Here is a 14,426-nt window from a genome sequence, read left to right as displayed (position 1 = left end):
AACAAGGAGCGATCTCATGTATCAGGAACAACGACTCGAAAAAATATTAGAACTCTTAGAAGAGCGAAAACAGCTATCGGCTAAAGAAATGGTCGACTATTTCAAGGTCTCAAAAGATACCATCCGTCGAGACTTCGCTCTCCTTAGCCAACGCCAGCTGGTCCGCAGGACCCACGGTGGGCTCCTTCCCTTAAACAAAGAACCTGGCCCTTCTTATCTAGACCGTAGTCAAAAGGCTAACAAGGAAAAGACTACCATGGCTCAAAAGGCCCTGCAATTGATCCAAGATGGACAAGTGATCTTTCTCGACGTTTCCACCTCGATGACCCTGCTTGCTGGCTTGCTTAACAAGGAAGTCACAGTCTATTCGCATTCCCTTGACAATGCCATCCAGCTCAGTAGCCATTCCCAGGTTGACTTTCATCTTTTAGGAGGAAAATTCTACCCTAAAAACCGCTTTTACTATGACGCGAATCAAGCACAAATACTGGACAATCTTCGCTTTGATCTCGCTTTTTTTGGAGCGAGTAGCTTAGCCAATGGTGAAGTCACCTTTGAGGATGCTGAAGACGTTGCAGTCAAATCCCTCGTCTTTGAACGATCTCGCACCAAGATCCTTGTGGCAGAAACTTCTAAATGGACGAAAAATGGAAACTATTATCTTGCTCGTCTCAAACAATTTGACTATTGGATCACTGACCAAAAACCAAGCCCTGACATCCTTAAACAAGTCGGCAACGAAACCACTATTCTCTACTAGGAGGTAAGTTTATGTCTCACATTCGTCTCATCATTAGCGATATCGATGGCACTATTTTAAATGATCACCATCAGATCGATCCAGAGTTGGCATCATTGATCCCGGATTTAAAGCGCGAAACCATTCCTTTCGTGCTGGCCTCTGCTCGCTCTCCAAAAGGGATGGCTCCTATTGCCAAAGAGCTCGGCATAGAGGACTGTCCTATGGCCTGCTACAATGGAGCCTTAATCCAAAAAGGAGAGCAGGTTCTGTTTGAGCATCCCTTAGACAAGATTGAAGCCCGTCAATTTATTGATTGGGCCAACCAACACTTCCCTCAAGTTTCGATCAACCTCTATAGTGGAAAAGACTGGATGACCGATCATCTCGACCAATGGAGCCAAGAGGAAGCCCGGATTACAGGGGAAAAACCTCATATTCTCCCCCTATTGGATCCTTTGCTGGATACGACAAAGCCCCTCCACAAATTGCTCTTAATTGGAGAACCAGAAGAGATCCAAGCCCTCTATCGTGCTATTTCTGCCGACGACTTCCCTTCTACCGCCTTTTATCTCTCCAAAGCCAACTACCTAGAAGTTACCGCTAAGCACGTCTCTAAAGAGGATGCTCTGGTTGAGCTCGCTAATCACTACCACTTGAGCTTAGAAGAAGTCCTCACCATGGGGGACAACTTCAATGACCTTCCTATGCTCAAAAAAGCAGGCATCGGTGTCGCTATGGGCAACGCTCCACAAGAAGTGAAAGAGGGAGCAGCAGTCGTGACAAAGACCAACAATGAAAACGGGGCTGGGCATGCGGTTGAAACCTATGTGTTGATCTAGTCATCCGTTTAAAAAGGACGTCGAGTATAATATCCGACGTCCTTTTTGACGAATGTATAGCACTAAAACTACATCATTTTCATATAAATGCTATCCCAACAATGTCTGCAGAATTGGAACCACAATCACAAATAAGACTGTGCTGAGAGTGACCACATTCGTTGAAAACTCAACATCGCCTTTACCTTGATTGGCAAGAATAGGAAGAACTGCCAAAGCTGGTGTTGCTGATTGAATCATAAAGGTTCTAAATTCTGGTGCCACCATATTTGGAGAGAAGAACTTCAGAACCAAGAGCATGATGACAGGTGCAAGAATAAAACGACCAACCAGTGTGATAATGGTATCTTTATCAAAGCGAATCGTCTTAAGGCCTGCCTTAGCTAGGACGATACCGATATAGACAAGAGATAAGGGCGTTGTTAAACTACCAATATAAGTCAAGGTGCTTTCTGCAAAACTTGGAACAGGAATACGCAACACCAAAAAGACGAGGGCTACGAGAAAACCTAATAAAGGAGCTGGGAAAAGCTTCTTCCAATTAAATTTTTGAGCCTGTTTTGAAGCCCCTTCTTTACTATCAGAAGTCATCAGATAGACACCTAATGTCCAAGTAGATACTGTATTTGTAATATAATAAACCAAGAAGTAAGGAAGGGCTTGATTTCCAAACAGAGCGATATTTAAAGGCAAACCAATAAATATGGTATTAGCATTAACAAAGGTATTAATCATGGTTCCTCGACGACCTGGGCGCACTTTAAAAACTTTCACTGCGATAAAGGCCGCTAGGTAACCAAGAATGAAGGCGATAAACGTATACAACAAACCGCCAGACAAGCTAATCAATTTATCTAAAGTTAAATATTTAAGAACAGAGGTAAAAATTGCAACAGGCATGGCCACGTTCATAATCAGTTTAGATAAGTCATTTCCAAAACTCTCTTGAAACCAACCTCGGACTTGCAAGAAATAACCAAGAATGATGATGACGATAATGGGTACAATACTCTGAATTGACGTTAAAAAGATTTCCATAGTCTCCCTTTCTATCTAACAGGACATACAAGAAAAGGTGTACAAGGCATCCAGTCGCACTCGTACACCTCCATTAAATTTACTTATTTATATTCTGGATACCATTTCAAATCACGTACCGCTTTAGCCATATCTGTTTCTTGAGCACGCGCAAGACCTTGTTCTTGCGCTTTTTTAGCAACTGCTTCTGCTACTTTGATAGAAACATCAGCTACATACTTGAATGGAGGTAAGACTGGTGCTCCTGGTTCGCCTGGATTGACAATCCCACTCAATGAATGTGCGGCTGCTCCAATCATTTCATCCGTCAAAAGACTCGCTTCAGAAGCCAGCATACCAAGTCCAAGACCTGGGTAAATCAGGGCATTATTCGCTTGACCAATCACGTAGTCCACACCTTTATAGGAAACTGTACCAGCTGGAATTCCTGTTGCAACAAATGCTTTTCCGTCTGACCATTCGATCAAATCTTTGGCACTTGCCTCAGCTAGTTTGGTCGGGTTTGACAATGGGAAAATGATAGGACGTTCAGTGTTTTCACACATAGCTTCTACAATTTCTTTTGTGAAAGTATTCGGCTGAGTTGAAGTTCCCACAAGAATGGTTGGTTTAACCGTCTTCACTACTTCAAGAAGGTCCGTCAACTGATCTGCATTGGCAAAATCAGAACGTTTCTTAGCAAATGGTTTTTGTTGCGGCGTTAAGTCATCCATATCATCAAAAAGGAGACCTTGTTTGTCGACCATAAAGAAGCGTTTATAAGCTTCTTCTTCAGGTAGACCTTCACTAACCATTTCACGAAGGACACGAGAAGCAATCCCTGCACCAGCAGTCCCACCACCATAGCAGAGATAAACTTGATCCGTTAATTTTTCACCTGTAATATCCAATGCCCCAAAGATCCCACCTAGGGTAACAATACCAGTTCCTTGGATATCATCGTTAAAGGTTGGGATTTGCTTCCGGTATTTTTCAAGGATGTTAGCAGCATTTAAGCGACCAAAATCTTCCCAGTGCAGATAGAGTTTAGGGAAGAGGCGTTCTGCAGTTTGAACAAATTGATCGATAAAATCATAATAACGATCTCCACGCACACGTTCGTGACGATTTCCTAAGTAATTAGGATTGTTACGCAATTCTTCACGGTTGGTACCTGCATCAATGACCAAAGGAAGCACCGTTGAAGGATCGATTCCTGCAGCTCCAGTATAGACCATCAATTTCCCAACAGAAATATCAACACCATTTGTACCCCAGTCACCAATACCGAGAATACCTTCTGCATCTGTCACAACAATAAGACGAATTTCACGGTCCCCTGCTGCATTTTTCAAAGTTGCTTCGATATTTTCAGGATGATTGATATCAAGATATGCGGCATATTGTGGATCTACAAAGAGATCGCTATACCCTTCAATGGTATCAGCAATAGTTGGATCATAGACAATTGGATTAAACTCTTCCAAATGTTGAGCAAATAGGTAGTAAAATAGAGTACGATTTGTATTAAAAATTTCCATTAGGAACAAACGTTTTTCCAAATCATTAACCTTTGTTTGCATTTGCGCATAAGTTTGCGCTGCTTGTTCTTCAATAGTTTGGACGTAAGGTGGCAGGAGGCCAATGAGACCTAGTTGCTTACGTTCCTCTAAAGTAAAGGCAGTTCCTTTATTGAGGAAAGGGTTGTTTAAAATATCATGTGCAGTCATCATGTGACCTCCTTATTTAGTTTATTCTATTATAACACTTTTTCTTTAAATGACACTTTGTTATCTATATGATACAATATGAATAAATCAGTCAATGAAAGTTCAGGCGATACAACCGAAAATGATGCGATTTCAAAAGATAACAAAATAATAGGCTTATCCATCACTTCCTAGATCGTCATAGTCATCTCTTAAAAAAGCCTGTTCCTTTCCACCTTTTAGAAGGTTATTCTCATCAAAAGATCCACTGTTTTCAGGTATTCTTTTTTCTACTTATGATGATCAATACCTATAAAAGCCATAGATAATAAATCCAAAATATGTTTGTTATAAGATACTTTGTTTTGTTTAAGGTGTTATTTTTGTCATTTAAAACTTGTATTCTGGTTACATGAAAACAAAACATTATTTACAACGGTATATAGCGCAAAAGGTCAAATATTTGCGAAAAAAACAAAACATGAGTCAAGAGGAGCTATCGGAACGGGCAGATCTTGGATTAAAATACATCAATCAATTGGAAAATCAAAACGTGAATCTGACCATTCACAGTCTTGAAAAAGTCATTTCTGCTCTTGAGTTAACGCCTGAAGAATTCTTCAATTTTAATTCACTTGAATCATCTTCAGATCCTAACGACAATCTTTCACTTAAGAGAGTAAATATGAAAATTAAGCAACTTCCAGTTGGAAAAAGGGAGAAGATCCTAACGATTTTTGAAGATCTTTTAGATAGCCTTTAATGGTCCTCTGACTCACCTCAGATTGTAACAAACAAAAAATCATATAGTCAAATTAGCTATCACGGATAATTTTTGCTTATCCATGTCTGTCTATTTAGAAGAGGGAGCCCAATGAATCTTAAGGACTTTTATTATTTTCTTGATCTTAGTCAACAGCAATCCTTTACTGGGGTTGCCCAAAAACACGGGATCAGTCAACCATCCGTTTCCTATGCGATTAAACGACTAGAAAAGGAATTTCACTGCCCATTAATTGCGCACGATCCTTCTCACCGTACTTTCAAATTGACGCCCCAAGGAGAAATCTTGCTACGACATATTCAAAAGGTCTTACCTGAGATTCAAGGGGCCAAAAAAGAGATCCTCCGGAGTCTCTCTCAATTCAATACGATTGGTTTCCCACCAATCATCATTGACTATCTTGTCCGAAAACAACCTGCCTTTATCAGTAATGTTGCAGCTCTTCAAAGTATCCATCCTGTCCAAGAAGGGTCTGTTGAACTTTTAGAAATGCTTTCCAAAGGAGAACTAGATGCTAGTTTTTTAGGGAGTTTAGAACCGATTAAAGATCATCGCTTCCAGGTAAGAGAAATGGCCAAACGAGATCTCTTCTATATCCTTCATCACAACCATCCACTAGCCTCCAAAAAAGTATTACAATTTTCAGACGTCATCGATGAAGATTTTATCATTCCAGATGAGCACTTTGTTCATTTAAAAGCCTTTGAACAGTTGAATGAGCGCTATCACCATGAGGCTACGCCCTTCTTTCAGACGGATGATATTCATCTTCTAAAACAACTCCTTCGGAAACAAGTTGGAATTAGCTTACTAGCAGATCTTGTACTAACAGATGGTGAAGAAGAACTGATCGCGATTCCGATGTCAGAAAATGAACGGATTAGTTTTTTCGTTTCACTAGTTGAACCGAAGGAAAGTAATCTCAAACCGGAGGTCATCCAATTCTTTGAAAAATTACTAAACTAGTCGTAGTCCTTGTTCTTAGTGCTAATGCAGAAACATAAATAAAGTGACTAGCTAGTATTTTTTACGACTAAAAAATATAGTAGAAATGCCGATAAAATAAGGATTCCTGCAAATTTGTGGGAATCCTATTTTATTTTGCGTACTTTGTATATTTAAATTATTTTGTGAATATTTTTCTTGTTCGGTTTTTTATCAATAATTAGGGATATAAAAGTCGGCAAAACCCTTGATTATTATACCGTTGACAAGTTTTTCAAAAACCTGTATGATAGAAAAAAGTTTATTAAAAAGGGGACGTATTTTGAAAAAATATACTATTTCACGTAAACAAACTTTAACTTTAGCTTCCGTTGTTTTAGGAACGGTCTTCACAGGAACGACTATTGCTTCTGCTGATGACGTTGCACCTGCAACAACCCAAGTTGCTCCTGCAGCTACTACAGCAACAAAATCACCTATCACTGCTGCAACAGAAGAAATCAACGCCAAAGCCAATACACCAGTTGTTCCTGCTGATAAAGCAAAAACTGGAGATGTCATCGCTGTGGACGTCAAAAAAACTGGCCCATCTGCTAAAACAGACGGTGCAGACACCACCACTACCTCAACAGCAACCATCAAAACGACTAGCTTAGCCGATCAAGACACACCTGTTGGCACTTCAAAACCAGTCTCTTCTACCAAGACAGCTACATCAACCAAAGAAACAGCTGACTACACTGAGACAACAACTGAAACAGTCAACAAAACAACTGTAGTCGAAGTGACAAAAGAAGCCGATGTCGTCAACAAAAAAGAAGTCCAAGGAACATCAGACATCGTCTTTGTCATCGATAAATCAACTTCGATGGATTCACATATCAATGATACAATGAAGAATATCGAGTCCTTTGTTCGCAATCTATCTGCTAAGAAAATTCAAGCCCGTTTAGGATTAGCTGAATACGAAAGAGCTAGTGAAGTTAAATACCATGATTTCAATGGATCGAAGTTCACAAGTGATCCAGAAAGCTTCATTTCCGCCCTGAAAACCATCAAAACTGATGGCTACTATGAAAATGCTACTGTTCCATTGCATCATATCGCTACTTCAGGAGACTACAACTGGGGGACTGGGGCAAACAACCATCGCTTTGCTTTCTTGATTACAGATGAGGACATTGATCTTACAAAGGATACACCAACAAAAGAAGCGACACTGAAAGCCCTTCAAGATGCTGGTATCTCTTTGACAGTGGTTGGTGAAACACGTGAAAAAAAAGACTTTGATCCATTGGTCAATGGAACAAATGGTCTCTACCTAGATATCGACAAAAACTTTGCTAACTTGTTGAACGTTCAATTTGCCAATAAAGTCGTTGAAACCGTCCAAAAAGGTCGTGTCTTCAAGGTACAAACAGACAAGTATGAGTTGATCTCAAAAACTCATCGTGTGGCGAAAGCAAAACCACAAACACCTAGCATCCAAACGCCTGCAACACCGACTCCTACTCCTCAAAAACCGGCTGTTGTAACCCCTGCGAAACCGACCGTATTCACACCGGCTAAAAACGAGCCTGTGAAAACGGAAGTTTATATCGCACCAGCAGCTCTTCCTCAAAAAGAAGCAAGCCTTCCAAATACAGGAAGCAAGACCTCAATTGCTTTGACGACTCTAGGTCTTGGTCTTCTTAGCATGGGTGCTGCCTTTGGCCTCTCTCGTAAAACAAAGAAAGACTAACATGAAAAGCCTAATCCGTTGATTGGGCTTTTTATCACTCAAAATTTCCCCTTTGCTATTTTCATTAGAAAGCGGAAATCTTCAACTTCTACCAAGAAATTCTTGTCCTCCGCTATGATATAATGGGGACAGTACAAGGGAGGAAACCAATGTTACAAGAACTAGCCTTTACAGGCCAATGGAGACGCTATCAAAAACGCGTTCTCGATAAGAGTGACGCTTTTATGGCGGATGGCCATCTGCATTTGGTAGCAGCGCCTGGCTCTGGAAAAACAACCCTGGGAATCGAATTTATCAGACGCTTCGGCCAGCCAACCCTGATCTTAGCTCCTACGGTCACCATTCGTCAACAATGGGTGGACCGGATTATCCAAGCATTCTTGAAAGATGAAAGCCAGGCAGAGCAACTGATCTCTCAGGACCTCAAACATCCTAAGCTAATTACAGTGGCTACCTATCAGGCTCTACACAGTGCCATGAACCAAGTCGTCGGTCAATCGCAAGCTGAGGATACCGATGACCAGGCAGAGATTGAAACATTTGATTTCAAAGGCTTTGATATCTTTACTACTTTCAAAGACATCTCACTCGGGACCCTTTGTTTAGATGAGTGTCACCACTTGCGCAATGAATGGTGGAAGAGTTTGGAAGCCTTTCGTCAAGCCTTCCCTGACTTAAAGATGATCTCCCTCACCGCTACCCCTCCCTATGAAGGAGACCCTGCCCTTTGGGATCGCTATATCCGCATGTGTGGTGAGATCGATGAGGAAATTACGGTTCCCGAATTGGTCAAGGAAGACACCCTTTGTCCTCACCAAGACTATGTCTACTTTGCCTTTCCAACCAAGGAAGAGCAAGAGCAGTTGGATGCTTTTAGCCAACAAAAGAATGCTCTCTTGCAGCAACTGACTTCAGATCCTCTCTTTTGCCAATACCTCCAAACCTGCCAGGCCTTATCTGGTCAGATCAGTGATGATGAGCTACTCAATGAGCCCAAGTATCTCTCTGCTACCTTGATCTTTCTTCGAAGCAAGGGAATCGCCTTTCCCAAACGTTTCCAGGACCTTTTAGGAGCCAAGAAACTACCTACTTTCACCCTGGACTGGCTTGAAATTCTCCTGCAAGGTCTGCTCTTTCAAGTGCCTCACTGGTACAATCTACCTGAGGAATACGAGAAGCAAGTCCTCCATGAACTAAAAGCAGCCAGCTTGATCGATCGAAAACAAGTTAAACTTGTCCGCAACAAAAAACAAGACCTTCTGCTCAACCAATCCCTCGGAAAACTCAATGCCGTTCGTGAGATTTTCAAGGCGGAATACCAGGCGCTTGGAAATCAACTGCGCCAACTGGTCCTAACAGACTATATCCGCCAAGACTTTGAAGTTCATCTCGGGGATAAGGACGCCCAATTTACTCAATTGGGAGTTCTCTCTTATTTCGAATCCATTCGCAGGGAAAGCTTAGAGCAAGCAACTCCTCCTGCCATCGCTGTTTTGACCGGTAGCATCGTCATCATTCCGACGGTCGCTAAGTCAAGACTAGAAGAGCTTCTAGGAGGGAATCGACTGACTTACCAAAGTGTCGGCCAATTATCTCCTGATGACTTTCTCAAGGTTCGCTTGGTTGGTTCTCAGCATGATTTGGTGACAGCCGTGACCCAGCTCTTTCAAGAAGGGCTCATCCAAGTCGTCATTGGAACCAAGTCACTTCTAGGGGAAGGCTGGGATGCTCCTTGCGTCAATTCCCTGATCCTAGCGAGCTTTGTCGGCAGTTTTATGCTCAGTAACCAAATGCGGGGTCGTGCCATCCGAGTGTGGCCTGAGGATCCAGACAAGACCAGTAACATCTGGCATCTAGTCTCTATCAACCTTTCCCTAAAGAAATGGTATGAAAAGTCCGATCTTGAAAAGGAAGAGATCGAAGCCATCACTGATCAGTTGAAAGAATACAGTCCTGATTTGGAGCTCTTAGAAAGACGGATGAAGCAATTTTTAGGCCTTCATTACAAGGAGCCCTTCATCGAATCCGGTATCGAACGCCTAGCCTTTGACAATATTCGCTATACCAAAAAACAGTTACAAAAACTCAATGAAGAGACCTTAGAGCGCTCCACCCATCGTCAAGAACTCCGAGACGGCTGGCAAAAAGCCCTGCCTATTCTGGAGAATATGGAGATTGCAAATGAGGTCCAAGTGGATAAACACTTCCTGCCTCTGGCCCTATTCTTCGATGCCAGAAAGCTGGCTCGTTGGCTGACGGCCGCCACTTTGACCGATGCTTTCGCCAACCTTTTTTACTATTCACATAGAGGAGGAGGGAATAAAGCGTCTCTAATTCTTCTATTCGTTTTAGCTGTTCTCGCTCTCCTTGCCTGGCTCCGCTACTATCTCTATAAGAGCCCTTATAAACGGTTAGAGGTCTTTGGACAAGCTATTCACCAAGCCTTGCTCCTCTCTGGGCATATTCAAACCCAGGAGACCCGTATCCAAGTCGTACGAGACAGAAAGGATGCCATCAACACGCTGATTTATTTGAAGGGCGGAACCATGCGGGAGAAGGAACTCTTCTCGCAAACCATAATCGAATTCTTCGCACCGATTGAAAATCAGCGCTATATCTTGAAAGCACAGGAAAAGGTATCCGATCAAACAGAATATTTCGCTGTACCAAGCCTCTTTGACAAACGGAAAGAGGATGCCCAAGCCTTTGTCGCGCAAATCCGAAAGAGTATAGGCAAGTATGACCTCGTCTATACCCGAAGTGTCGAAGGTCGCGCCATTCTCCTAGATGCTCGCATCAAGGCTCTAGCTAACAAACAAGAGCGCACCTTCACCAAGAAACAAGTGATGTCGGATTTGAAATAAAACTGATTTCACTACAAAAAAATTCTAGTAGACATCCTCTACTAGAATTTTTTGTTAGTCAAGTACAATCATAGCCTTAATAGTCTTACGTTCATCCATGTCCTTATAAGCTTGGTCGATATCTTCCAGTTTATAGCTTGAAGTAAAGACACGACCCGGATTAATATCACCGTCAAGAACTGCTTTTAACAAAACTTGTTTATCATAAGTAGTAACTGAGGCTGCTCCACCTGCCACTGAGATATTTTGGGCGAAGGTCGAACCAAGGGCACGGTTATTGTAGTGTGGCACACCGACAAATCCCATACGTCCACCATTGTGAAGGACCCCAAGGGCTTGATCGACAGCTGCCGCGGTACCGACACATTCAAGGGCCGCATCTGCTCCTCCTCCGAGGATTTCACGAACCTTGGCAATCCCTTCTTCACCACGCTCAGCCACAACCGCTGTCGCGCCTGACTCCAAGGCCATCTGTTGACGGTCTTCGTGGCGACTCATAAGGACGATTTGAGACGCACCACGCATCTTAGCTGCGATCACTGCACATTGACCAACGGCACCGTCCCCAATGACCACGACTTTGTCACCTTTTTGCACATCTGCTACACGCGCCGCATGATAGCCCGTCGACATGACATCTGCTAACGTCAAGAAGGATTTGAGCATGGCTTCTGTATAATCTGATGGTTGCCCAGGAATCTTGACAAGGGCCCAATTAGCAAAGTGGAAACGGATGTACTCCGCTTGCACTCCATCAGACCAGTTGGTGCCGATATGACGGTCACAAGTCCCATCGTAGCCAGCACGACAGGCATCACACTCTCCACAGCCATGGGTGAAAGGTGCGATGACAAAATCTCCCGGTTTGACCGTTGTAATGGCCTCACCGATTTCTTCGACAATCCCAATGGCTTCGTGGCCACTATTTTGGTGCCCCGCTTCAATATCTGGATTACGGTAGCTCCATAGATCGGATCCACAGACACAGGTGCGAACGATACGGAGAATGACATCATCTGGCGCTTCGATCTGTGGACGTTCCACTTCTACAAGGCCCACTTGCCCAGCTTCTGTATAGACTGTTTTCTTCATAGGGACGACCTACTTTCTATTGCTTACTTATCTATAGTATACACTTTTTATCGAGCTTCTGCTCATACCAAGTCGTCATTAATGGTGGTGATGATCATGCCCATGACCTTGATCAGTTTCCAGGTCTTCGATATTTCTCTTGTGAGCTCGGTGGGTTGCCAAGTCTTCATCTACCTCAATGGTGACGTTTTGAAAGCCACAATCTTTGAGCAAGGTACGAATCGCTTCTTTACAAACCTCCATGTGGTTGACATGCTCTAGACAAACATGGACAATGGCGTTCTTTTCCAGCCCATCCATGGTCCAGAGATTAAGCTGATTGATACTAGCCACATGGTCCAACTGTTCCAAATCACTCTTGACTTGCTGGATATCTACTCCTTCTGGCACGGCATCCAGGAAAATCCTGAGCGTGCTCCAAAAACGTGGAATGGCTTTTGACAGAATAAAGATGGAAATGGCAAGAGATAAGAGCGGATCCAGGATATACCAGTCGGTAAATCGGAGAACAATGGCCATTAAGATGACAGCCACCCAACCTAAGGTATCTTCCAGAAAGTGCAGGCTGAGAATGGATTCGTTCTTGGTTTGCCCTTTGCGAATGACGAGACTCGCTAGCACATTGATGCTGACGGCTATGATTCCAAGCCAGAGAATGCCCTCATCGTTGACAGGTTGTGGGTGAACCAATTTCGTTATATTTTCCAAAATAACCAGAACGGACCCTGTCATGAGAATCACAGCTGTTACCATGGCCCCTAAAAGGCTAAAGCGCTTGTAGCCCAAGGTATAGTGGCTGTCTTCTTCACGATTGGAAATACTCTCCAAAAAGGCGGAGATCCCAATAGCGATTGCATCCCCCAAGTCATGGACCGAATCCGCAAGGACTGCACTGGATCCAAAAATCCCTCCTGCAATAAACTCAACAATGGCATAACTCAAATTCAAGAAAAAAGCGATCCAGACCGCATGTTTTGTCTTCATAATCCTAAATCCTTTGTTATAATGGGAGTGGGACAGAATAAATTTTTATAAAAATTTATTCGTATTCCCACCCCCGCAAGGCTGATTAGGTACTCTTTGGAGTGGAGTTAAAGAGCGAAAAAGAGACCAATCAGCTACTGCGTCAAACATTTATTTCTATAGATTTTCTGAGAGATGAGACTACTATCTCTTCCCTTCATTATCTATTATCCACTACTATCAACAGAAAGGATAGGAGCAAACTGTTTAGGGTGTACGTTACTGAACAATTTGTTCAAATTGTCCATATGAATACTCAGGATCGTCGCATCACCAAAACTCGAAAAGCTATCTATCAAGCTTTCTTACACTTACTCAACCAAAAAGACTACGAGGCCATCACCGTTCAGGAAATTATAGACCTTGCTGATGTGGGGCGCTCGACCTTTTACAGCCATTACGAGAGCAAGGAATTATTGCTAGATGAACTCTGTCAAAAACTCTTTCACCATCTCTTTGAGCGTGCTGAACACCTCTCACCACAAGACTATCTGGCCCATATCTTCCAGCATTTCAAGAAAAATCAAGATCATGTGACCAGTCTCTTGCTCTCTAAAAACGATTATTTCATCCGGCAACTGCGAAAAGAACTAGAACACGATGTCTACCCAATGGTAGCCGACGAACTCATCCAATCGTACCCTAACATTCCCCACTCCTATCTCAAACACCTGGTCGTCAGCCATTTCATCGAAACCCTCAGCTGGTGGTTGAAAAAAGGCAAGTCCTACACCGAACAAGAAGTCATCCAATTTTATTTGGAGATTCTAAAAGTGGGCTCGAACTAGAAGGGAGTATTTTCAATGACCAGCGTGCAATTTTACTTTCTATTTCCATCACTCTTCATGCTTCACGAACTCGAAGAAATCGTTTGGATGCCATCCTTTGTCAAAAAAATATCAATCCAGTATCCAAACAATCGAATCCTAACTTATTACACTCCTTTTGCTTTCAACTTTATTGTCTTGGAACAATTTCTCATCCTAATGACGTCGCTATATCTTAGTTACCAGTTTAATAACTATAGCATTTACGCAAGCATCATAATCGCTTATATCTACCATGTGTTCGGACATCTGATTCAGACAGTCGTTATTCGAAAATATGTGCCTGGGTTGTTAACGGGCATTTTAACAAGTTTGTTTGCTCTTTGCAATCTCAAAAATGAATTTCCAATTAAACTTTATGGTTACTCTCTTTTTACCTTATTGGTTATTATTTTAAATCTTGTAGTATCATTTATGATTCTTCATAAAATCAGTCATAAAAAATAGTACTCAGGCAATCATATCTTAGAAAGGAAACCCTATGTTCTTCCCCATTCTTCTCGGCTTTTTTACAGCCTTCTTTGCCCTTGCTTTTGTTCTTCTTCACTTATTGGCCTCCCTTTCAGAATTTAAAAAGGGAAATCACACTTTAGGAAATACATTTCTCCTCATCGGAAGTAGCCTTGCGACCTTATCTCTCATCCTCTACTTCTTTTTACCGATTGTCTCTCTAGCCCTTTGGCTGATCGGATGTGGTTTGATTTGCTACGGAGCCTATTGGAATGGAAAACACAAAGGAAACTTCCACCCAGTCCACCACCTGATTCGGATGGGCATCGCTCTGGTGATTACAATTTTATTAGCTCTCATATAAGAAAAGCTCAGGTTTTCAAAAAACTTGAG

At 42.4% G+C, this 14,426-nt stretch carries 13 protein-coding genes; 9 read left to right on the top strand and 4 right to left on the bottom strand.

All coding sequences use genetic code 11. The features are described 5' to 3' along the window. Positions 1–16: 16 nt before the first annotated feature. Both ACESR9_RS06685 and ACESR9_RS06680 read left to right on the top strand, forming a co-directional pair. The gene (locus ACESR9_RS06685; RefSeq protein ID WP_373106152.1) at positions 17–760 is read left to right on the top strand and encodes a DeoR/GlpR family DNA-binding transcription regulator; all 744 of its coding nucleotides are present in this window, start codon (positions 17–19) and stop codon (positions 758–760) included. Positions 761–771: 11 nt separating this feature from the next. Then, positions 772–1,581, top strand: a complete 810-nt coding sequence (locus tag ACESR9_RS06680) for a Cof-type HAD-IIB family hydrolase (protein ID WP_070586910.1) — start codon at positions 772–774, stop codon at positions 1,579–1,581. A gap of 90 nt (positions 1,582–1,671) precedes the next feature. On the opposite strand, the gene ACESR9_RS06675 is transcribed toward ACESR9_RS06680, so the two are convergent. Together ACESR9_RS06675 and ACESR9_RS06670 are read right to left on the bottom strand one after the other, a co-directional pair. Further along, a complete protein-coding gene (locus tag ACESR9_RS06675) occupies positions 1,672–2,619 on the bottom strand; it encodes an AEC family transporter (RefSeq protein ID WP_023919058.1) in 948 nt (315 codons plus the stop codon). 83 nt (positions 2,620–2,702) lie between these two features. Continuing rightward, positions 2,703–4,328, bottom strand: coding sequence for a malolactic enzyme (locus ACESR9_RS06670; RefSeq protein ID WP_049490433.1), 1,626 nt, complete (start codon positions 4,326–4,328; stop codon positions 2,703–2,705). A gap of 391 nt (positions 4,329–4,719) precedes the next feature. Between ACESR9_RS06670 and ACESR9_RS06665 the strand changes: the two genes are divergently transcribed. The 4 genes from ACESR9_RS06665 (at position 4,720) to ACESR9_RS06650 (ending at position 10,641) form a co-directional block, all read left to right on the top strand. Beyond that, a complete protein-coding gene (locus ACESR9_RS06665; RefSeq protein WP_003008684.1) occupies positions 4,720–5,070 on the top strand; it encodes a helix-turn-helix domain-containing protein in 351 nt (116 codons plus the stop codon). Between the two features lie 111 nt (positions 5,071–5,181). After that, complete coding sequence (locus tag ACESR9_RS06660; RefSeq protein ID WP_269795747.1) at positions 5,182–6,057, top strand: LysR family transcriptional regulator; 876 nt, start codon at positions 5,182–5,184, stop codon at positions 6,055–6,057. 301 nt (positions 6,058–6,358) lie between these two features. Continuing rightward, positions 6,359–7,777 (top strand): VWA domain-containing protein, encoded by a 1,419-nt coding sequence (locus ACESR9_RS06655; protein ID WP_269795748.1) that lies wholly within the window; start codon positions 6,359–6,361, stop codon positions 7,775–7,777. A gap of 149 nt (positions 7,778–7,926) precedes the next feature. After that, positions 7,927–10,641, top strand: a complete 2,715-nt coding sequence (locus tag ACESR9_RS06650) for a DEAD/DEAH box helicase family protein (RefSeq protein ID WP_070665579.1) — start codon at positions 7,927–7,929, stop codon at positions 10,639–10,641. A 54-nt stretch (positions 10,642–10,695) separates the two neighbouring features. Here ACESR9_RS06650 and ACESR9_RS06645 read toward each other — a convergent pair whose 3' ends face one another. After that, positions 10,696–11,733, bottom strand: a complete 1,038-nt coding sequence (locus ACESR9_RS06645) for a zinc-binding dehydrogenase (protein WP_373106151.1) — start codon at positions 11,731–11,733, stop codon at positions 10,696–10,698. Positions 11,734–11,811: 78 nt separating this feature from the next. Then, positions 11,812–12,717 carry a cation diffusion facilitator family transporter gene (locus ACESR9_RS06640; protein WP_070665585.1) on the bottom strand — a complete coding sequence of 302 codons (906 nt, stop codon included), beginning with the start codon at positions 12,715–12,717 and terminating at the stop codon, positions 11,812–11,814. A 287-nt stretch (positions 12,718–13,004) separates the two neighbouring features. Between ACESR9_RS06640 and ACESR9_RS06635 the strand changes: the two genes are divergently transcribed. The 3 genes from ACESR9_RS06635 to ACESR9_RS06625 are packed head-to-tail and all read left to right on the top strand — an operon-like array spanning position 13,005 to position 14,397. Continuing rightward, entirely contained in the window at positions 13,005–13,544 is a 540-nt protein-coding gene (locus ACESR9_RS06635) for a TetR/AcrR family transcriptional regulator (RefSeq protein WP_373106172.1), read from the top strand. Between the two features lie 15 nt (positions 13,545–13,559). Then, complete coding sequence (locus ACESR9_RS06630) at positions 13,560–14,030, top strand: HXXEE domain-containing protein (protein ID WP_049497947.1); 471 nt, start codon at positions 13,560–13,562, stop codon at positions 14,028–14,030. A 34-nt stretch (positions 14,031–14,064) separates the two neighbouring features. Next, positions 14,065–14,397, top strand: coding sequence for a hypothetical protein (locus ACESR9_RS06625; RefSeq protein WP_049497946.1), 333 nt, complete (start codon positions 14,065–14,067; stop codon positions 14,395–14,397). The last annotated feature ends 29 nt before the right edge of the window (positions 14,398–14,426 follow it).

The organism is Streptococcus parasanguinis (assembly GCF_964238605.1).
In the GTDB taxonomy this organism is placed as follows: domain Bacteria; phylum Bacillota; class Bacilli; order Lactobacillales; family Streptococcaceae; genus Streptococcus; species Streptococcus parasanguinis_AJ.
This window is presented reverse-complemented; position numbering and strand designations above follow the sequence as displayed.